Source organism: Telluria sp. ZB4P37, assembly GCF_059685855.1.
Genome location: NZ_JCASID010000009.1, coordinates 1 through 19963 on the forward strand (window position 1 = coordinate 1; position 19963 = coordinate 19963).

The window sequence follows — 19963 nt, forward strand, 5'->3', positions numbered from 1 at the left end:
CTGCAGGCCGGCGGCGTCGTCCATTGCCGAGTTGATGCGGTAGCCGGTCGACAGCCGGGTCATCGAGGTCGACAGCGAGCTCTGGGTGCGGCTGATCGAGTTTTGTGCGGACAGTGCAGCGTTGTTGGTGTGAAGGCTCAGCATGGTTAGCTCCTGATTGGTGAATTCGGTTTCGAGTGCGTCACTCGCTCTCACAAGTACAAGGCGACAGGTTTCACTCCGGCATTAAGTTCCGTACGGAAATTTATTCAAATATTTTTCGTGACGCGCGAAACGATGTCGAACTGTCCATGCCGCGCTGGCAGGAACGACAACGCCGCCTTGCGGCGGCGTCGAAGCGACATCTATCTATTCAGAGAGTCGGAGTCAGGCCGGCGCCAGGTCCGACAGCCGTACCCGCAGCGAGGTCGGCGCCTCGCCGGCACACCAGCGCTGCCACATCAGGCGCAGGCCATGTTCCAGGCCCGCGGCGGTCACGCCCGGATAGCCCAGCACCGAATTGACGAAACGCTCGCGCATCCCGGCACGCATCGCGGCAAGGGCCGGGATGTTTTGCGACAGGAACACGCCGAGGCGCACATACGTGGCTTCGTCATCGGTCACGAAGTCGCGCAGGCCGACGTGGGAAATAAAGGACACCGCAGCATGGCTCGGGTTGGTCGCCCCGACCGTGGCCAGTGTCGGCACGCCCATCCACAATGCATGGCCGACCGTGGTCGAGCCGCTGTAGGGGAAGGGACTGAGGCAGACGTCGACGTCGTAATGCTGCATCAGGTAGCCATGCACGTGGGTGCGCTCGCGCAGCAGCAGGCGCTCGCGCGGGATGCCTTCGTGGGCGAACCAGTCGACCAGCACGTCGTCCACGCCGGACTGCAGGCCGCCCAGCAGCATCTTCGAATCGGGCACCGCATGCAGCAGCCTGGACCACTGGGCGATCACGTCGCGGCTGAGTTTGCTCGCGCGGTGGAAGCTGCCGAAGGTCAGGAAGCCGTTGCGCAGCGCCGGTAAATCGTTCACCGGCGGTGCGCCCGGATCCGGCAGGAAGGGCGCCAGCAGCGGCAGGCGCGCCAGCTGTTCGGAGAACTGGGTGTCGTAGCGGCCTTCCGGCAGCATGAATGGATCGCACACGTAGTAGTCCATCGATTCCATGCCGGTGGTGCCGGCATACCCGATCCAGCTGGCCTGCACCGGGGCGGGCTTGCGCATGAACAGCGGGAGGCGGTTCAGGGCCGAGTGGCCCGACAGGTCGATCAGGATGTCGATGCCGTCTGCGCGGACCAGCTCCTCGGCGGCGGCGTCATCCAGGTGCGCAATAATGTGCCAACCGGCGGTGCAGGCGCGCAGCTCCGCGGTCTTGCGGTCTTCAATCGTGTTGTTGTAATAGACGTGGAGCGCCACCTGCTCGCTATCCTTGAGCGCCTCGAACACCGGCGCCACGAAGGTGGCCACCGCGTGTTCGTACAGGTCGCCCGATACGAAGCCGATCCGCAGGCGGCGCCCGGGATCGCGCCCGTTGGCGTGCGGCCGGCGCAGTGCACGCAGTGCGGGCTCCCAGCGCTGGCCGAAAGCGAAGTGTTCGCGGGTGAGTTCGTCCGGATCGAAACAGCAGTGGCTCAGGATGAACAGCATCACGCTGTGCGCCCCTGGAGACGGCTCGAGCTCGAACGCGTGCCGCGCCAGGCGCAGCGCTTCCTGCCACTCGCCCAGGTTGAAGCACATCCCTACCCGGCCATGCAGCACCTGGACGTTCTCCGGCGCCAGTTCGAGGGCGCGGCGCAGGATTGCCGCCGCCTCGCCGAGCCTGCCCCGGGCGCGCAAGGCATTGCTCAGGTCGACCAGTACATCCGGCCTCCCCGGGGCCAGGGCGACGGCGCGTTCGAAGCCTTCGACGGCCGCGTCAAGGTGCTTCAGGACGCGGTCGCAATGGGCCAGGTGCAGGACCGCGGCCACGTGGCCGGGATGCTGCGCGAGGACTGCGCGGAAATGCCCGGCCGCTTCCACATGGCGCCCCTGGTGGAACAGGATGTTGCCCAGGTCGGTGCGCGCATCGATATGGTCCGGCTCGATCGCAAGCGCGCGCTCCAGGCAATCCACGGCTTCGTCGCTGTTCCCGAGCGCGTGCAGCACCCCGGCCAGCACCAGCAGTGGCGCGCTGTGCGCCGGCGCCAGTTCCACCGCGCGGCGCGCGGCGGCTTCGCCCTCGGCCGCGCGCTTGAGGCGCAGCAGCGCATTGGCCAGGCCCTGGTGCAGGTCGGCCTCGTCCTGGAAGCGCAGCGCGCTGCGGTAGGCCGCCACCGCTTCTTCATTGCGCCCGAGCTCGAACAGGGCCGCGGCCAGCACCGGCTGCAGGCCGCGCACCTTCGGGTTCAGTTCTAGCGCCCGGCGCAGGCTTGCCACGCCCTCGTCGAGCTGGCGCGCTTTCAGGAGGGCCAGGCCGAGCAGGGCATGGGCGTTGCCGTCGCGCGGGTTGCGGCGCACGGCAAGGCGGTGCCGGTCAAGCTGGTCGGGAGCGGGAGAGCTGGTCAGGGTCATCGTGAGCTAGGGTCAGTGTGGCCGGTTTCTGTGCGGCAATAGCCGCGATTGTAAAACGGGACCGCACTGTAGAGGATGGGAATGTTGCGAAGACCGCGAAAAAATTTGCCTTTGTTGGCAAAGCGGCTTTATTCCGGGCATTACAACCCGACCGGTCCTCAGCGCAGCGCGACTTCCCGCAGGCCGCAGGCTGCAACGCCTACCAGGGCTACCTGTGCGGGCGGCCATCGCCGCTGGACCAGTTCGAGGCGGCCCTTGCTCCTATGCCGCATCCCTGACTGCCCGTTTAGGCCCAAATCATGTTCCCCTGGCCAAGGCGAAAGATAGGACTATACTCATTTCGCCGGTTATGTCCGTTTGCATGCAGCGTCCATCCGGCCTCGATCCAGTGGGGTATGCATGCACAGGCGATTATTGTTCTGCATTACCATCCTGGCTGCGCTGGCAGCACTCGTGCTGCTGCCATGGCTGGCCTACCGCGAAGCGCAGCAGCAGGCCTACGACGCCACGGCCGAGCTGACGCTCCGCTATGCGCGGGATATCCTGCACCGCGCCGACGGGACCACCCGGCAGGCGCAGGATGCGATAGAGCAATTGGCGAAAGCCGGCCAGGCACCGTGTTCGCCCTCCGAGCTGTCCCTCATGCGCCAGCTGGACCTCACGTCGAGCTATATCCAGGCCGTCGGGCGGGTGCGCGACGGGACCATGATCTGCTCCTCCATGGGTGATATCGCTTTCGATCTGGGCGACAACAGTTTCATGACCCCGCGTGGCGCCACGATTTACCCGCATGTTCCGATCGGGGAACCGGGCAAGAGCCCGCTCATGGCCCTGGCGCGCGGCGACTTTGCCGCGCTGGTGCACCGCGATCTGCCGCTCGACACCTGGGCAGGCTTGTCTGAAATGTCCTTGGGCATATTTCAGCTGGACCGGCCGCTGAGCAGCAGGCCTGAGCTGGCGCAAGGCCACATCGACCGCGCCTGGCTGCGGCACCTGGGTGGCGCGCGCGAAATAGTGTTTTCAGATACGGCCCACCTGGTGGCCCTGGCGCGGTCGACCCAGTTCCGCCTGGCCGCCGTCGCAGCCGTCCCGACCGCGTATGTGAACGCGAAAACGAATGCCATCGCCGCGCGCCTCGTGCCGATCGGCGCCGTTGCCGGCCTGGCCCTCGCTGTCGCGATCCTGCTGGCGGCGCGGCGGCAGCGCTCAATGGGCGCAGCCTTGCGCTATGCCTTGAAGCATCGCGAATTCTTTCTCGACTACCAGCCGATTATCGAGCTGCGCACCGGCCAGTGCATCGGTGCCGAAGCCTTGCTGCGATGGCGCCGCTCCGGGGAACTGCTCGGCCCGGACCTGTTCATTCCTGTTGCCGAACAAACAGGGATCATCACCGAGCTGACCCGGCGCGTGCTGGAACTGGTGGAGGCAGATGCCGGCCGTTTTCTCGCGGCCCACCCGGACTTCCATGTCGCCCTGAACCTGTCTGCGGCCGACCTGAAATCGCGCGCCATCGTCACCTTGCTCGATCAATTCCTGGCCAACACCAACGCCATCCCGGCCAACCTCATCATCGAAATTACCGAGCGCAGCTTTATCGACCTCGAGTCTGCCTGCCGCGTGATTTCAGTGCTGCGCGCACGCGGCTTCGAGATCGCCATCGACGATTTCGGTACCGGCTATTCGAGCCTGTCCTCGCTCGAGTCGCTCGAACTCGATTTCCTGAAAATCGACCGATCCTTCGTCGAGGCCATCGCCACCAAGGCGCCGAAAGACCAGGTCGTCGGGCACATCATCGCCATGGCGCGCTCGCTGGGCCTGCGCATGATCGCGGAAGGCGTCGAACGCCAGGCACAGGCCGAATTCCTCGCGGCGGAAGGCGTGCAGTCGGTGCAGGGTTGGCTGTTCGGCAAGCCGGTCGGCTTCGAAGAAGTCGTTGCCCGCTATCACGGCACGCACCTGGCGCCGGCCTAGGCGCCGGCTATGCACGGCACGCCATTGTTTTTACCCCGCTCATGCGCGATAGGGAGTAAGGTACGACCTTCTGTAAGCAGCAACCTAGCTGGCGTACGTGTCGCACCCTGGAGGTGATGGCAGGGCGTAAAGTACTATTCATTGGACTTCGCCATGCCTCCTGATCTCGACCCCCTGTTTGAAGCTGCAGCGCCGCCGCCCTTGTCGGCGGACGAGCGCCATGCACGTGATGAAACCGAATTGATCGGCTTGCGCGCGACCGTGGCCAGCCTGCTCGAGGAAATCCGCCGCAACCCGCCCCAGGGCAGGCATGGCGATCTCCCCGCGACCGCCGCCGACCCTGCGCCCGGCCTTGCGCCAGCGGCCAACCGCAAGAACGACGCCTTGCCGCAGACGGAATTCGTCGCAATGCTGGCCCACGAGCTGCGCAATCCGCTCCAGTCGATGACAATGGCCAGCCAGTTGCTGGCCACGACCGCCCAGACCCACCTGACGGTGGCGCAGGCCCACGGTGTGCTGAACCGGCAGATCACGCATATGTCGCGCCTGCTGGACGATCTGCTCGATGCCTCGCGCGCGGTGAGCGGGAAAATCGTCCTGCAGATCGCCCCGGTGCCCTTGGGCGACATCATCCATGCGGCGGTCGAGGCCAGCCAACCTGGCATACAGCAGCGCCGGCAACAGCTGCAGGTGGACTTGCCTGACGGTGATATCGTCGTCGATGGCGACCTTGTCAGGCTGGTACAAGTGTTTACCAACCTGCTCAATAATGCCAGCCAGTTCACCGACATGCGGGGCGCCATCGGTATCACGGCAGTGCGTCGCGACGGCAGGGTCGATGTGACCGTCAGCGACAATGGCTCGGGCATTGCCGATGAGCTCCAGCCTTATGTATTCGATTTGTTCACGCAGGGCAATCGCACTCTCGAACGCTCGCCCGGCGGCCTGGGAGTCGGATTGTCGCTGGTGCGCACGATTGTCAGCATGCATGGGGGGACGGCAGCCCTGTTCAGTGCCGGCGCCGGCGCCGGCAGCAGTTTCACGATCAGCTTGCCACTGGGAAGCTCCTCGCCGCGGCCGTCGCCACTGCCGCCCGAGCGCCTGGCCGGGTCGTACAACATCCTCATCATTGAGGACAATGTCGATGCCAATGAACTCATGGGGATGCTTCTCGAAATCGAAGGCCACCGGGTCACCAACAGTTTCGACGGCATCGAGGGTTTGCGCCTGGCGCTGGAGCAGCGCTTCGATGTCGTCGTGTGCGACCTGGGCCTTCCCGGCCTGACCGGGCTCGAGGTGGTCGCCGCCATCAAGGCGCGCTACCAGAAAGATGCGCCCCTGATGATCGCCACCACAGGCTACAGCGAAGATGCCAAGCGCGACCTGGCACGCGCAGCCGGGTTCGATCATTACCTGATCAAGCCCTTGAACGTGTCCTCGGTGCTTGCCGCGATCGCCGAACAGCTCCAGTAACGCCGCTACCGGCTGGCCAGGGGGATCGAGACCGTAAACACGACCCTCCCGCCAACGTGCGCATAGCCGATGCTGCCGTTGTGTGCAGTCACGATGCGCTCGGCGATGTAGAGGCCCAAACCCATTCCACCGCGATTTTGCGTGTTGTGCAATGAAGCTGCCTTGAACGGGGTGAAGAGGGCGTGGACGGCGGAATCGGCAAGCGCATCGGCAACGTTGCTGACCGAAAAAGATGCATAGTCGGGCCCGCTGGAGAGCACGATGTCGATGGATTCCGCGCGGCGTCCGTGGCTGCGGGCATTGCTCAGCAAATTCGACGCCACCTGGGCAAGCCGGTCCGCATCGGCCTCGACAATGGCGCTGGCAATACCGCTCATGCGGTAGGTGACATCGGGATAGCCGACGCCCGCCTCGTCGACCAGGTCGCGCAGCACGGGGGCCAGGTCGACTGCCTGCATGCGCAATCCCAGGCCGATCCCGGTTTCGATCTTGCTCACGTCCAGTACCTGGCTGATCAGGCGGCTCATGCGGTTGCCGGACGCCTGGATGCGCACGCCCATAGGCGCGGCGGGACCACCCTTTTGCAGCAGCGTGGCCGCCATCTGGATCGCGTTCAGGGGTTCGCGCAGGTCATGGCCGAGCATGGCCATCAGCCGCGCGCGCGCCAGGTCGGTTTCGGCCTGGCGCGCAATGCTGGCCCGGTGCAGTTCTTCCTGCATGTCGCGCGCGATCAACACATGTGTCGGCGACCATGGCTCGGCCCTGCCACGCACGGTTTCCAGCCATTCGTCGAAGGAGCCGCGCGGTGTCAGCCGCGCACCCAGGGGGCCGACGTCGATGATTTTCTCCGGTTTTCCGGCCCAGCGAATCGACACCACCTGTTCCGGACGCATGGCGATCACCCAGCCATCGGTGGACGGATCGAAACACATGGCCAGCATGCCGGGCCATTGCCGGATATGCTCGCGCGCGTCCTCGGGCCAGTCGTCGATGCCCAGCCGCTCGATCAGGCCTTCGCCAGCCGCGGGATGCGCCCGGACGATCGCGGCCGCCGTGCGGGCATCGATGTCGCCATGCACCAGGTGGCGGCCCGACTGGGTCACGATCAGTGCCGGACAGTCGAGCGCCGCGCAGATGGCTTCAGCCTGCAGGCCGACTTCGCGCAAGGCGTCTTCGTCGCGCAGCAGGACCTGCATCAGGTTGGTGCGCACCCGCGCCGCCCGCTCGATCATGGCGGCGCGCTGCTGCGCTTCCAGCGTCTGGACGGTTGCCGCCAGCACCTGCGCAATCACGTCGGCAGTCATGCGGATCGCATACGGCACCCGGCGCGGCAGCAGGTGGTGGCAGGCGATCATGCCCCACAAACGGCCGTCGACGATGATCGAGACGCTCATCGACGCCCCGACGCCCATGTTGCGCAGGTATTCGATGTGGACCGGCGACACGCTGCGCAGTACGCAGTGGCTCATGTCGACCGTCGCCCCGGTGTGGTCTCCCAGCATCGGCACGGCCTTGCTTTCCAGGTCGGGAATCAGCCGCAAGGTGTTCATGACGTACAGGCGCCGCGCCTGGGCTGGAATGTCCGAGGCCGGGTAGCGCATGCCGAGCAGCGGGGCCAGCGCCGCGATGCGCGACTCCGCGATGACGTCGCCGCTGCCGTCCTGGCCAAAACGGTAGCCCATCACGCGGTCGAAGCCCGTGATGTCCCTGACCTGGTCGGTGGCCATCTGTAACAGCGATGGAAGACTGGTCTGGCGCTTCAAACGGTCCAGGGCGCCATGTGCCCGCAAGGCGAACATGCCGACCGTATGGAGCGAGACGTCACGCAGCTCGAACTCGACAATGATCCTGTCGAGGTAGGCATGCGTCACGCAATCGAAATCGTACTGGCCGATGTGCACCGGCAGCACCAGCGGAATGGTTTCCCCGGCCGGCAGCGACAGGCAGTCCGTGACCATCGTCGTAACGGGGGCGGGCAGTCCGAGCTGGCCAAGCTGCATGCCGGCCCGCACATCGATGCACAGCAGGACGGGCACGTTGGCGCTCCATGCTTCGAGCGCTCCCGCGCGGTCCAGCACCAGCATCGCGCCATGCGACTGTATGGTGCCAGGCAAGTGAATGGGCTCGTCCGCGCAGTTGGCCAGGTCGACGCGCGCCGCCTCCAGGGTGGGCTCGGCGCTCATGCGCTCCGCGAGCGTTCAGGCGAGGGGCGGAAGGTGTTCTCGGGGGAAGCGCAAGGGGTTCTCACTGTTACTTTCGTTCTTCGTAATTGGCTGAGGCAGGGCCGCGCCTGAACGCTCGCAAGACTAGATGTGCATTGCCTGGAGCGGCAACAGTGAGATGGCAGCTTGCGCAAGCAAGGGCGCGGCTGACCAGCAAGGTGGATTCATCTTAGCACTAGCCGGGGCAAAGAAAACGATTTGTTTTGATGCCCCGGCTGCCCGCTACAAGGCGGGCTCGAGGTCTTCGCCAAACCCATGTTCTTTGGCGACATGCAAGGCGACGTCGAGCGCATCCATGAATTCGACGATCTGGATTGGCTTGGTCAGGTAGCGCAGGAAGCCGGCGTCGATGCCGCGCGCGATGTCGCGCGGCACGGCGTTGGCGGACAAGGCAATGACCGGGATATGCGCGGTGGCGGGATCGTTCTGCAGGATCTTCAGTGCCCCGTATCCGCTCAATCCCGGCAGGTTGATGTCCATCAGGATGAGGTCGGGCTGGCAGGCGCGCGCCAGGTTGATGCCGAGGTGGGCGTCGACGGCGCTGAGCAGCTGCAGGTCGCCGCGGCGCGCGATCAACTCGTCGACCAGGGCGAGGTTGGCCGGATTGTCCTCGACATACAGGACAGTACGCAGTACTTGCTCGGACGCCTCGCGCATCTTCGTCCGGCCGGCGGCAGGCCGTTCACTGATGTCGGCCAGTTCCGGTCGTTGCGACGCAGGGAATTCCACCCAGAACTCGGTGCCGACGCCGAGCGTGCTCTCCACGCCGATCTGGCCATTCATCAGTTCGACCAGCTGCTTGGTGACGACCAGCCCGATACCGGTGCCTTCCTCGGCGCTTCGCTCCTGGCCGAGCCGGTTGAAGGGCTGGAAGAGCTGGGCGACCTGCTCGGTCGACAGGCCCATGCCCGTATCCTTGATGTACAGGCGCACGCGCTGCTCGCCGTGGCGCTCGCAGCGCGCCGTCACCGACCCACCGGGGCGGTTGTACTTGATCGCATTCGACAGCAGGTTGATGATGACCTGCTTGACCCGCGTGAGATCGGCGTGGATATAGCATGCCTGCTCGAAGTGGGGCAGGCGCAGTTCCACCGACCGGCGGATGGCTTGCGGGCCGACCAGCACGCCGCAGTCGAGCAACACCTCGGCCATGCACATCGGCTCGGCCGACACCGTGACCTTGCCCGACTCGATCATCGCCAGGTCGAGGATTTCGTTGATGAGCCGTAGCAGGTACCAGCCGCCCTTGAGGATATGCTGGATCGAACGTTGCTGCGAAGGCGAGGGCGGGGGGATGGCCGATTCCATCAGCTGGGCAAAGCCAAGCACGCCATTCAGCGGCGTGCGCAGTTCGTGGCTCATGCTCGACAAGAAATCGGACTTGGCCAGGTTGGCTTTTTCGGCTGCACCCTTGGCCAGTTCCAGCTCAATGTTATTTTCCTGAAGCTTGTGCTCGAACTGCTTGCGGTCCGTGACATCCCGCGCCGACGCGAACACGCCCTTCAGGTTGCGGGCGCGGTCATAGAAGGTCGTTGCGTTATACGACACGACGGTTTCCTTGCCGTCGCGCGCGAGCACGGTCAGTTCGTAGTTCGTGACCTTGCCTTCGCGCAGGACGCGTTTGATGCCTGCCTCGGCGCGCTTCGGGTCGGTGAAATAGTTCTTGAAGGGGGCGCCGATCAGTTCGTCGCGGGTGCAGCCGGTCAAGGACTCCATCTGGTGATTGACGTCGCTGATGATCCCGCGTGGATCCGTCGTCATCAGGGCGTCGATATTCGATTCGATCAGCGAGCGGGTATAGAACTGCTGGTCGCGCAGGCTTTGATCGAGCAGCTCCTGCTCTTCTTCCACCTGCTTGCGGGCAGTATTGTCGGTGCCGATCAGCAGGTAGCCAATGATGGCATCCTGTACGTCGCGCAGCGCGGTGACCGACACGATCGCGGGGAAGCGGCTGCCGTCCTGGCGGATATAAGTCAGTTCGTAGATATCCTCGATCTCGCGCGAGGCCTTGAACACCAGGGCCTCGAAACCCGGCGAAATGGGGGCGTCGAATTCCAGGCTCAGCAACCCGGCGCGTTCGATGACTTCACCGGGATCCGAGATATCGGCGGGCGTGATCTTGTTGACGACATCGGCCGCTGCGTAGCCGAGCATGCGCTCGGCGCCGACATTGAAAATCTGGATGACACCCTGGGCATCGGTCGCAATGCTGGAAAAATTGGCACTGTTGAAGATCGCCAGCTGAAGGGCGCCGGCCCGCGCCAGGGCGTCCTCGGCCTGCTTGCGCGCGGTGTTGTCGGTGCCGATCAGGAGGTAGCCGATGATGGCGCCTGCTGCATCGCGCAGCGCCGTGACCGATACCACCGCGGGGAAGCGGCTGCCATCCTTGCGGATATAGGTCAGTTCGTAGATATCCTCGATGCCGCGCGAGGCCTTGAAGACGAGCGCCTCGAATCCGGGCGAGATCGGCGTATCGAGTTCGGCCGTCAGCGTCCTGGCGCGCGCGATCACTTCCTGGGGATCCGAGATATCCGCCGGCGTGATGCGGTCGACCACATCCGCCGCCGCGTAGCCCAGCATGCGCTCGGCGCCCACATTGAAAATCTGGATGACACCCTGGGCGTCGGTGGCGATGCTGGAAAAATTGGCGCTGTTGAAGATCGCGTCCTGCAAAGCGCCCGCCTTCAGTAATGGCAAGGCGTGGTCAAGCGCGGCGGCGCTGCCGGCGTGCCGCCGCAAGCACAAGCCGAACAGGACTGCCATGACCGCGAACAGCATGGCGCCGCCCGGCAGCACCACGCCGGAAGACTCGCCCAGGAGAGCAATCAGGCTGAAAACAATCGAGCCGGAGGCCGATATCGTGAGGCCGGCCAGCGACAGCCGGTCGAGCGACCGGGTTTTACGTTTTTGCATGTGAGCGTTGAGGCAGATGAAACTGAGCGCCAGCCTCGGCTCATAGAAGGGACGGCGAAGCCGCGTAGAACAGGGGCAGGGCGACGTGCACATTCCCGGCAAGACACAGTAGCACATCCGTTGTTGCCCGCCGGCATACGACATGCAGAAAACCCGGAAACCGCGCATCTTGCGTTGAGCTTGCCAACATGGTGGAGGCTGCACATTCGATGTCCTGCCAGGCGATCCGGTCTTTTCAGGCAAGATTCGCCGGATCTTGAAAGATGCCGGGAGCGTTCACGCCCTCTCGCATCGGGAACTTCTGCTATCGGGTCCAAGAGCGGACCTTGTGTCTGGCTGTGCTTGCGCGCTAACCGTGCGAACGTGCCTCAGACGTAGAAGTTACAATCGTGCTAATTTCTTTTAGGAGTACGCTTTGTGCCTAGCAGATTTCATAATTTCCCAGATGGAACAAATTCTGCAAGAATGGGAGAGCTTTGCACGCACGCTGAAGCCTGCCGCACTCACGATGGACGACGTTGATTTACGCGACCATGCTGCATTGATGCTGAAGTTCATCGCGGAAGACCTCCGTATTTCACAGTCGGCTAAAAAGCAGCTTGAGAAGTCACACGGCTTGGCGCCTCGTAACGAACGCGATTCGGCGGATGAACATGGCGTCGGTCGTTTGGAGTCGAAATTTACAATAGAGCAACTTTTCTCCGAATATCGTGCTCTACGAGCCAGCGTGCTCCGGCTCTGGAGAAGAGCTCAGTTTTCTCCTAGTCCCACGGACATTGACGACATTATACGTTTTAATGAAGCAATTGATCAGCTTGTTGCCGGTTCAGTGTCCAGCTTTGCGGACGCCCAACGCAGGGCAGAAGTAACGGAGAGAGAACGCCGAAACCAGTTTCTGGCGATGCTGGGCCATGAGTTGCGCAATCCGCTGTCACCTATCAGCACAGCTTCTGCCATATTGAAAAAGGCTAAGGGCAACGAAACGATGATCGACCATGCCAGCAGTGTGATTGCCAGGCAGGTAGCGCACATGGCCAGTCTTGTTGATGACCTTTTGGACGTCTCAAGAGTGACGCGAGGCTTGATTGAGGTGAAGCTAAGTCCGGTTGACCTCAGTGAAGTAATCGACGACGCTGTAGAGCAAGCGATGCCCCAGGTTCAAGCACGAGGTCTTCAGCTAATGGTAAAAGGTCCGCCCCGTCCAACCGTTGTGATGGCTGACAAAAAGCGACTGGTTCAGGTTGTTACTAACCTCTTGACGAATGCCGCCAAATACACACCCGAAGGCGGTTACATTCTGCTTGAGATGCGTTTCGAAGAGGCTCAAGTCGTGATATCAGTTGAAGACAACGGTATCGGGATGGCACCTCAGTTCATTCCGCATGCGTTCGAGTTGTTTGCGCAGGTAGAACCAACATCTGACCGATCGACGGGCGGCTTGGGATTAGGATTGGCACTGGTAAAAAGCTTGATCGAGCTACATGGCGGGAAGGTCCGATGCTCAAGTGACGGCTTGGGTAAAGGGAGTCAATTCACGGTATGGTTACCTCGACAGCAGGAAGGTTGCGACGAGGTTGAACGCGCCGGAACGCTTTAACCCGACGTCGCCAGGCAAATTCTCTCCTGATAAAACAAAATTCTGCGCCACTCGAGCATGTCCCGCCGGCGGTTTGAGCTAAAACGGGTTCACGATCAACTTGAATCCGTTTCTATTATGGCCCTTCAACTTGACCTCGTTTCGCCAGCCTGATCGATCCTGAATGGATCGACGAAGCCTTGCGGCAGACTGGAACCGTGTCACTGCGTCGACGGCGCCTGTCGGCCGAGCGTATGGTGTGGCTGGTCATCGGCTTGGTCCTGTTTCGCAATGAACCGATCTGGCATATCGTCCAGCAGCTAGATCTCGCCGATGGGCCGACGCCAAGTGCGCCCGTCCCTAGTGCCGCAGTAGCAGGCCGCGAGCGCCTGGGTGAAGCGCCGATGGCATGGCTGTTTGATCGTGTGGCGAGCTGTTGGGCAAGTGCGACCATTCCTGAGCACGGACTTTTTCATGGGTTGCGGAGCTACGCCGTCGATGGCGTTGTTTGGTCACTGCCCGACACGCCAACCAATGGCGAAAAATTTTGGCGAGGCACAAACGCACATTGCAGCGGCGCTTGGCCGCAATTGCACGCGGTCTGCTTGATAGACACCTATACTCACCTGATCGGTGCCGCCGAGTTTGGTGACTACGGTACCGGGGAACTGAGCTTTGCCAAGCCACTCATGCACAAGGTTCCAGATCAGTCGTTAACGATCTTCGACCGTGCCTATCTCTCGGCGTCCTTCTTACTCGACTGGCAGCAGGCAGGACAGCAAAAGCACTGGCTCATGCGGGCCAGAGCGGGATTGGTCTATAAAGTGATATGCCAGTTTGCTCCTGACGACTGTCTGGTGAGTTTTGCGGTGTCGCCGCAGGCACGCAAGCAGCGACCGGATTTGCCATCCCATTGGCAAGCACGACTCATCAAGTCATGGTTGGTGGTGAGCCCCGACAGTACCTCACCTGACGAACTGCAGGTACCGCCACAGCGTTTGAGTTTTCAGTGGCTGGCCTTGGCCATTACCACGGCCCTGTACCACTGGCCTTTTCAGACACTCGGGACCTTCCCCAAGCGCTCGGCTCGGCTACGCGAGCAGGCGCGCGCCTATCTCTTGCCGGACGTCGAACGCGCACCTATCCAAGAGTCGTTAAACAGCCCAGATCTAAGTTTTCAATGAAAAATGCCATTTGGCTAGCTATCTAAGCTTGCTCTAGAGCTGGACGTTGGCTGAGCCGCAGCTTCGCCCCGGCTGACCGGCCGATCAAAGCCGGTGCCCACTTATTAATGGTGAAGTAAATTGGCAAGCACACCATTATTTCAATAATTGATACGATAACTGCAGCGACGAACTCGGAGTGGGTAGCTTTATAGCCGTACCATGTAACTATCGGAACTGTTCTATATGGTAAAAGCGCGAAAAGCAAATGAACTGGGAAGATAACAATGGAGGCGCGACCTAAAATTTTTAAGAAAGCGACGTGAGCGAAACGGTTGCTTATCTCAACGGTTAACGCTATCCCCGCGAAGGCGCCCAAGTAAAACCATAGCGCATCCCCGAATTGCCTCCCGTTCATATCGACGCGCCCGTTAGCAACTATCGATACTGCAAGCAGAGCGAGTGCAGTTAAACCCGTAGCCCATCTTGCTTTCATAGTTACCATAGATGGCGCAAGCTTTATTTGGGGTATGACCTGGCCAGCGGCGAAGAAGACAAGTGCGACCATCGCAACGTCGCTGTTCCAGATCAAGGAGTTAAAGTTAGGGAAAACGTAATTATGTGCAACTACTGCAAATAGCAATATGCAGGCTATTTGCAATAGCTTTGATGGCACTACTGATGTGAGTCCAGCAAAAATGAGACGCACTGAAAATAAGCACGTGAAAAACCACAATGGAGCGTCATAGCGCATCTGCCGCTCTATGCCGGCGACTCCGTACGCCATTTGCCGTAATTGATCACACCAGTATTCGCTTGACAACATTGAGCCTTTTGATATTGCCCAGCAGAAGATAGCCACTAAACTAAAGAATAGGTATGGAACCACAAGGCCTTTGATGCTTTGGATGAGTGTCGACGCGGAGGCAGGAGTCCACGCTTTAGCAGTGAGACCGGAAAGGAAAAAGAAGAGTGGCATGTGAAAGGCCCAGATGGCCATTGGAGCGGTACCGCCGAGAGGCAAAGCGTGTCCCAGTACAACAAGGAATATGCCTAAGCCTCTTGCGGTATCTATCCATTCGATTCGGGTTTTCACGTGGAGTCCCATCTACCGTAATGACAGAATCGTATCATAAAGGGATTTGAGGTAAAGAAAGTAGTTTTGTTCTGCAACACATATTACTCTCCGAGAACTTTGCGCATTAAGCATCCCTTTCTTGACTTTTTCGACTGCCAGGAATGCACATGGCAAATGGTCACCCTTGGGTAAAAGCCGGTCACATATGGAATCGTAGCGTGGGCGGGTCTCCCGCCCACGCGGTCGAACGGCAAATTTCTGGACGCGGCATTTCAATTACTAACTATCCCCGCGTTCACGCAGCTTGGCCTGGTAATGCGGCATCCGGTATCTCGGTGACGTCCGTGGCCCACTTCTGCTTGGGCGCATCGGCATCGAACTGGCGGTCAAGCTCATTGGGCGCAGCCAGGCCTACGTCACCCTTGAAGGACTGATACTTCTTCGGACGCACCTGCGATTTCAGGTTCAAGGGCCCCATCAGCCGCTGTACGGTCTTATGGTTGATCTTCTCGCCGAGTTGTTGAAGAGCCGAGGTGATGCGGCGATAGCCATAGCGGCCTTGATGCTCATCGAAGAGGGACCGGATGCGCTTTTTCACGTCGCCATACTTGTCTTCTGCCTGTCGGGCCTGCTGGTGATAGTAGAAGACGCTGCGCGGCAGCTCGGCCTTCTTGAGCAAGATGGACAGGCGATATTGCTGCCTTAGTTCGAGCACTATTTGCGTTTTTTGCGCAGCGCCGATTGTTTCTGCTGCTGAACTAAGGCTTCCAGCTTTTTTAGGTAAGCTACCTCCGTACACAATTCCTCGAGCTCAACCAACAGCTCTTTACGGCTACGATTGTCATCGGTAGCAGGGGTATCCGGCTTGTCTGGTAGTGGTTGCATTGATCCATGAAAACCCCAGAGAGTTGGTGTCCAACTTTCTGGGGTCAGTTCACTCCCCGCCCACCCTACGGTCATCAGTATGCGAACATGCTCTTAAGTGACTGGCATTAACCTGCGGGTGGCTTTTTATTTGTGCCTGAGCAGTCGACGATGGTCAGCGCGGGCGTAGTAGTCGGTCGCGGAGGATTCGATCTAAGGCATCCCCCAAGGTCATGTCCTTGAACTGGATGTACTTGCACAGAGCCTTCCATGCGTCTTTCGAGACCGCTATACGGGCAGCAGCGCTTTGCCCTTCCGCCTCGAGCCTGCTACACGGCGAGCCTGCCGTTGGGAAGCGCTCAAGGAACGGGGCCCAGATCTGTCCTTCCGACACGGCCTCAGCCATATGTGCCATGCCGGGACTGGCTCCGTCGTACTAAGCCTGACGCCGGCAACCTTTTGCTCTATCATGTCGGGCTTCGCCCGCACGGCGCGTTTTCCCAAGCACTCAATGACTTCTGTATCTGCCAAGCCAGCAGGCGGGCGCCGCCTGTCGGTCGCACCCATGATGGACTGGACCGACCGCCACTGCCGCGTCTTCCATCGCCAGATCACGCGCCACACCTGGCTGTACACCGAGATGGTTACCACCGGCGCGCTGGTCTATGGCGACGTCGAGCGCCACCTGCGCTATGACGGCGTCGAGCATCCGGTCGCCCTGCAGCTGGGCGGCAGCGACCCGGCCGACCTGGCGAAAAGCGCCAAGCTCGGCGAGCAGTGGGGCTACAAGGAAATCAACCTGAACTGCGGCTGCCCGTCCGAGCGCGTGCAGAAGGGTGCGTTCGGCGCCTGCCTGATGGGCGAGCCGCAGCTGGTGGCCGACTGCGTCAAGGCGATGCGCGATGCGGTGTCGATCGACGTCACCGTGAAGCACCGCATCGGCATCGACTACAACGAGGAATACGGCTTTGTGCGCGACTTCGTCGGCACTATCGCCGACGCCGGCTGCCAGACCTTTATCGTGCATGCCCGCAATGCCGTGCTCAAGGGATTGTCGCCGAAGGAAAACCGCGAGATCCCGCCGCTGCGCTACGAGGTGGCCTACCAGCTCAAGCGCGAATTCTCCGAGCTGGAAATCATCATCAACGGCGGCGTCAAGACCGATGCCGAGATCGCCCTGCACCTGAATCACGTGGACGGCGTCATGCTGGGCCGCGAGGCCTACCATAACCCCTGGGTAATGGCGACCTGGGACAGCCTGTTCTACGGCGACGACGAAGCCGGCCCGAAAACCCGGCAGCAGGTGCTGGAAGCGATGGTTCCCTATATTGCCGAGCAGCTGCGCTTGTATGGCGGCCACGGCCTCAAGCTCAACAGCATTACGCGGCACATGCTGGGCATCATGACCGGCCTGCCGGGCGCGCGGGCCTTCCGCCAGATGCTGTCCGATCCGAAAAAACTGGCCGGCGCCGACCCGGCCCTGCTGCTGGAAGCGGCCGCACGCATGCCTATCGGGGCTTGAAGCGGTTCATCTCTCTCTCCAAAAGGCGTACTTCGGTACGCCTTTTTTGTTTCCTGTCGGCAAATTGCGACAGAATCATGTGAGTTGTATAGTCAAGTTATGAAAAGCTTGCCGATCGGCAAGATTAATCGGATAATTTCTCTTGCTCCCATTGAACTGATCAATATCAGTTCTGTTGTTGAGCCGAAACAAACTAGCGGTAGCATTCGATTTCGAGTTGCCGGCCAGAATTTTTGATTTATCCTGTCGGAAACATGTGACGTCTTTTCAACGCACATGACGCGTCGCACGGCGCAGCGATCCGGGCGAATTCGATCATTAGATACAGGGAAGAACACGAATGGCTTTTTTGAATAACTTGAAGGTCGGTACCCGCCTCGCGCTCGGCTTTGCGCTGGTGCTGGTGTTGCTGATCGCCGTCACGGGTGTGGGCATTCTGCGCATGTCGCAGATCCAGGACCGCCTCGACCAGGTCGTGAGCGTCAACAACGTGTCGACCAGTCTCGTGACCCACATGCGCAACAACGTCGGCGAGCGCGTCGCTGCGCTGCGCGTCCTGACCCTGATGACCGACCCGGCCGACATGGAGCCGGAAATGGTCAAGTTCAAGGAACAGACCCGCAAGTACGACGAAGCCCAGAAGAAGCTGTCGGCGATTTTCGCGGCCCACGCCAGCGACAAGGAAAAGGCGCTGCTGGCCCAGGTCAAGGAATTCGAAGGCGCTGCCATGCCGGCCATTGCCAAGGCATCGGAACTGTACCTGGCCAATAACGCGATGGACGCCACCCGCGTCATGATCCGCGAAGTGCGTCCGGTGCAGAAGAAGTGGACCGAAGCGCTGGACCAGCTGGCCACCCTGGAAGAAAAGCAGAACGCGCAAGCCGCGGCCGATGCCCAGAGCGCCTTCGCCAATGCCCGTAACTTCATGATCGTCATGCTGCTGACCGCCGTTGCCATGGGCATCGCGGCAGCCTGGGTGATCAGCCGCAGCCTGCGCAAGCAGCTCGGCGGCGAGCCGGCCTACACCGCCAGCATTGCCAGCAGCATCGCCCATGGCGACCTGTCGATCGGTATCGAGACCGATGCATCCGACCGCAGCAGCCTGCTGGTGGAAATGAAGGAAATGCGCAACAGCCTGGTCGGTATCGTCGAGCAAGTGCGCCGCGGCACCGAGACCATCGGCACCGCCTCGCGTGAAATCGCTGCCGGCAACATCGACCTGTCCTCGCGTACCGAACTGCAGGCCAGCTCGCTGGAAAAGACCGCTTCGGCGATGGAAGAGCTGACCTCGACCGTCAAGCAGAACGCCGACAATGCCCGTGAAGCCAACGCCCTGGCGGCAACCGCCTCGAACGTGGCGCTCAAGGGTGGTGAAGTGGTGTCGCAAGTGGTAGGCACGATGGGCGAGATCAATACCTCGGCCAGCAAGATCGCCGACATCATCGGCGTGATCGACGGCATCGCCTTCCAGACCAACATCCTGGCGCTGAACGCCGCGGTAGAAGCAGCCCGTGCCGGTGAACAGGGCCGCGGCTTTGCGGTCGTGGCATCGGAAGTGCGCAACCTGGCCCAGCGTTCGGCTGCGGCAGCGAAAGAAATCAAGACCCTGATCGGCGATTCGGTTGAGAAGGTCGAGCGCGGCAGCAAGCTGGTTGGCCAGGCCGGCGTGACGATGGACGAAGTGGTGGCGAGCGTGAAACGCGTGACCGACATCATGAGCGAGATCGCCAACGCCAGCGCCGAGCAGAGCGCCGGTATCGAACAGGTGAACCTGTCGATCATCGAGATGGACAGCATGACCCAGCAGAATGCCGCCCTGGTCGAAGAAGCCGCTGCCGCCGCGCAGAGCATGCAAGACCAGGCAAGCGAACTGACCCGCGTCGTCAGCATCTTCAAGCTGACCGAAGGCGAGCAGCAGGCCGAAGCACCGGCGCCAGTCGTGACCAGCACCGCCGTCGTGGTGCGTCCGGCAGCAGCCAAGCGCCCGGCCCCGGCCCTGAAGAAACCGGCCGCGAAGAAACCCGTAGCAGCGCCGCAAGACGCCGCCGCACCGGCCGCCAGGCCGAAGAAAGCAGCAACCACCGCCGGCAATGACGAGTGGGAAGAATTCTAAGAGAGACGAAGCGCCGGCCCGGGCCGGCAAGCAGCTGAGACTGCCAACCTTAATCAAAACCTTATTGGAAAATTATATGAAAAACCCGACCATGAAGCTGATCGCAGCAATGACCCTCGCCACCGCAGCCGGCGCCACCTTCGCCGCTGAAGTGCCGGCCTCGTTCGACCCGAAGAAGTGCTCGGTCGAATACCCGAAAGCATCGCTGATGAACGAAGAGCAGGGCACCACCTCGGCATCCTTCCTGGTCGGCGCTGACGGCACCGTCAACGAATCGAAGCTGGAAAAGTCGAGCGGCTTCAAGAACCTGGACAAGGCAGCCCTCAAAGGCCTGTCGTCGTGCAAGTTCAAGCCGGGCACCAAGGACGGCGCACCAGCCGCGACCTGGACCAAGGTCGACTACGCATGGAAGCTGGACTAATCCGGTTTTTTGCCATTCGTAAAAAAATCAGCCGGCCATGCGCCGGCTGATTTTTTTTGGCCGTGTCCGTTAGGTATGTCACTTTCACCCTTACGAGTTGATAGCGACATGTATC

At 61.3% G+C, this 19963-nt stretch carries 12 protein-coding genes and 1 pseudogene; 7 read left to right on the forward strand and 6 right to left on the reverse strand.

Annotation, left to right across the window (positions count from 1 at the left end; all coding sequences use genetic code 11):
* Positions 1–144: flagellin N-terminal helical domain-containing protein (locus tag AC56K1_RS14865; protein ID WP_497156641.1), on the reverse strand; the 144-nt coding region annotated here is incomplete at its 3' end.
* Between the two features lie 222 nt (positions 145–366).
* Entirely contained in the window at positions 367–2532 is a 2166-nt protein-coding gene (locus tag AC56K1_RS14870; RefSeq protein WP_497158577.1) for an O-linked N-acetylglucosamine transferase, SPINDLY family protein, read from the reverse strand.
* Positions 2533–2931: 399 nt separating this feature from the next.
* Here AC56K1_RS14870 and AC56K1_RS14875 point away from each other — a divergent pair, with 399 nt between their 5' ends.
* Both AC56K1_RS14875 and AC56K1_RS14880 read left to right on the forward strand, forming a co-directional pair.
* Positions 2932–4503, forward strand: coding sequence for an EAL domain-containing protein (locus AC56K1_RS14875; RefSeq protein ID WP_497158578.1), 1572 nt, complete (start codon positions 2932–2934; stop codon positions 4501–4503).
* A gap of 153 nt (positions 4504–4656) precedes the next feature.
* Positions 4657–5976: a hybrid sensor histidine kinase/response regulator gene (locus AC56K1_RS14880; RefSeq protein ID WP_497158579.1), complete on the forward strand. Its 1320-nt coding sequence runs from the start codon at positions 4657–4659 to the stop codon at positions 5974–5976.
* 5 nt (positions 5977–5981) lie between these two features.
* Here AC56K1_RS14880 and AC56K1_RS14885 read toward each other — a convergent pair whose 3' ends face one another.
* Positions 5982–8159 (reverse strand): ATP-binding protein, encoded by a 2178-nt coding sequence (locus tag AC56K1_RS14885; protein ID WP_497158580.1) that lies wholly within the window; start codon positions 8157–8159, stop codon positions 5982–5984.
* A 261-nt stretch (positions 8160–8420) separates the two neighbouring features.
* Positions 8421–11111, reverse strand: a complete 2691-nt coding sequence (locus AC56K1_RS14890; RefSeq protein ID WP_497158581.1) for a hybrid sensor histidine kinase/response regulator — start codon at positions 11109–11111, stop codon at positions 8421–8423.
* Between the two features lie 445 nt (positions 11112–11556).
* Here AC56K1_RS14890 and AC56K1_RS14895 point away from each other — a divergent pair, with 445 nt between their 5' ends.
* Together AC56K1_RS14895 and AC56K1_RS14900 are read left to right on the forward strand one after the other, a co-directional pair.
* Complete coding sequence (locus tag AC56K1_RS14895; protein ID WP_497158582.1) at positions 11557–12708, forward strand: sensor histidine kinase; 1152 nt, start codon at positions 11557–11559, stop codon at positions 12706–12708.
* 152 nt (positions 12709–12860) lie between these two features.
* Positions 12861–13871 (forward strand): IS4 family transposase, encoded by a 1011-nt coding sequence (locus AC56K1_RS14900; protein WP_497158730.1) that lies wholly within the window; start codon positions 12861–12863, stop codon positions 13869–13871.
* A gap of 22 nt (positions 13872–13893) precedes the next feature.
* Here the strand turns inward: AC56K1_RS14900 and AC56K1_RS14905 are convergent, their stop codons facing one another.
* Together AC56K1_RS14905 and AC56K1_RS14910 are read right to left on the reverse strand one after the other, a co-directional pair.
* Entirely contained in the window at positions 13894–14958 is a 1065-nt protein-coding gene (locus AC56K1_RS14905; RefSeq protein WP_497158583.1) for an acyltransferase family protein, read from the reverse strand.
* 301 nt (positions 14959–15259) lie between these two features.
* Positions 15260–15819: pseudogene (locus AC56K1_RS14910) on the reverse strand (IS3 family transposase); the annotation flags it as partial.
* Between the two features lie 484 nt (positions 15820–16303).
* Between AC56K1_RS14910 and dusA the strand changes: the two are divergent.
* The 3 genes from dusA (at position 16304) to AC56K1_RS14925 (ending at position 19848) form a co-directional block, all read left to right on the forward strand.
* Entirely contained in the window at positions 16304–17314 is a 1011-nt protein-coding gene (gene dusA / locus AC56K1_RS14915; RefSeq protein WP_497158584.1) for a tRNA dihydrouridine(20/20a) synthase DusA, read from the forward strand.
* Positions 17315–17654: 340 nt separating this feature from the next.
* Positions 17655–19427, forward strand: a complete 1773-nt coding sequence (locus AC56K1_RS14920) for a methyl-accepting chemotaxis protein (protein WP_497158585.1) — start codon at positions 17655–17657, stop codon at positions 19425–19427.
* A gap of 76 nt (positions 19428–19503) precedes the next feature.
* Complete coding sequence (locus tag AC56K1_RS14925; RefSeq protein WP_497158586.1) at positions 19504–19848, forward strand: energy transducer TonB; 345 nt, start codon at positions 19504–19506, stop codon at positions 19846–19848.
* The last annotated feature ends 115 nt before the right edge of the window (positions 19849–19963 follow it).

Coding starts and splice junctions, on each gene's coding strand:
- AC56K1_RS14880 (WP_497158579.1), top strand. CDS start 4,657: ATGCCTCCTGATCTCGACCCCCTGTTTGAAGCTGCAGCGCCGCCGCCC.
- AC56K1_RS14905 (WP_497158583.1), bottom strand. CDS start 14,958: ATGGGACTCCACGTGAAAACCCGAATCGAATGGATAGATACCGCAAGA.
- AC56K1_RS14890 (WP_497158581.1), bottom strand. CDS start 11,111: ATGCAAAAACGTAAAACCCGGTCGCTCGACCGGCTGTCGCTGGCCGGC.
- AC56K1_RS14875 (WP_497158578.1), top strand. CDS start 2,932: ATGCACAGGCGATTATTGTTCTGCATTACCATCCTGGCTGCGCTGGCA.
- AC56K1_RS14870 (WP_497158577.1), bottom strand. CDS start 2,532: ATGACCCTGACCAGCTCTCCCGCTCCCGACCAGCTTGACCGGCACCGC.
- dusA (WP_497158584.1), top strand. CDS start 16,304: ATGACTTCTGTATCTGCCAAGCCAGCAGGCGGGCGCCGCCTGTCGGTC.
- AC56K1_RS14925 (WP_497158586.1), top strand. CDS start 19,504: ATGAAAAACCCGACCATGAAGCTGATCGCAGCAATGACCCTCGCCACC.
- AC56K1_RS14920 (WP_497158585.1), top strand. CDS start 17,655: ATGGCTTTTTTGAATAACTTGAAGGTCGGTACCCGCCTCGCGCTCGGC.
- AC56K1_RS14885 (WP_497158580.1), bottom strand. CDS start 8,159: ATGAGCGCCGAGCCCACCCTGGAGGCGGCGCGCGTCGACCTGGCCAAC.
- AC56K1_RS14895 (WP_497158582.1), top strand. CDS start 11,557: ATGGAACAAATTCTGCAAGAATGGGAGAGCTTTGCACGCACGCTGAAG.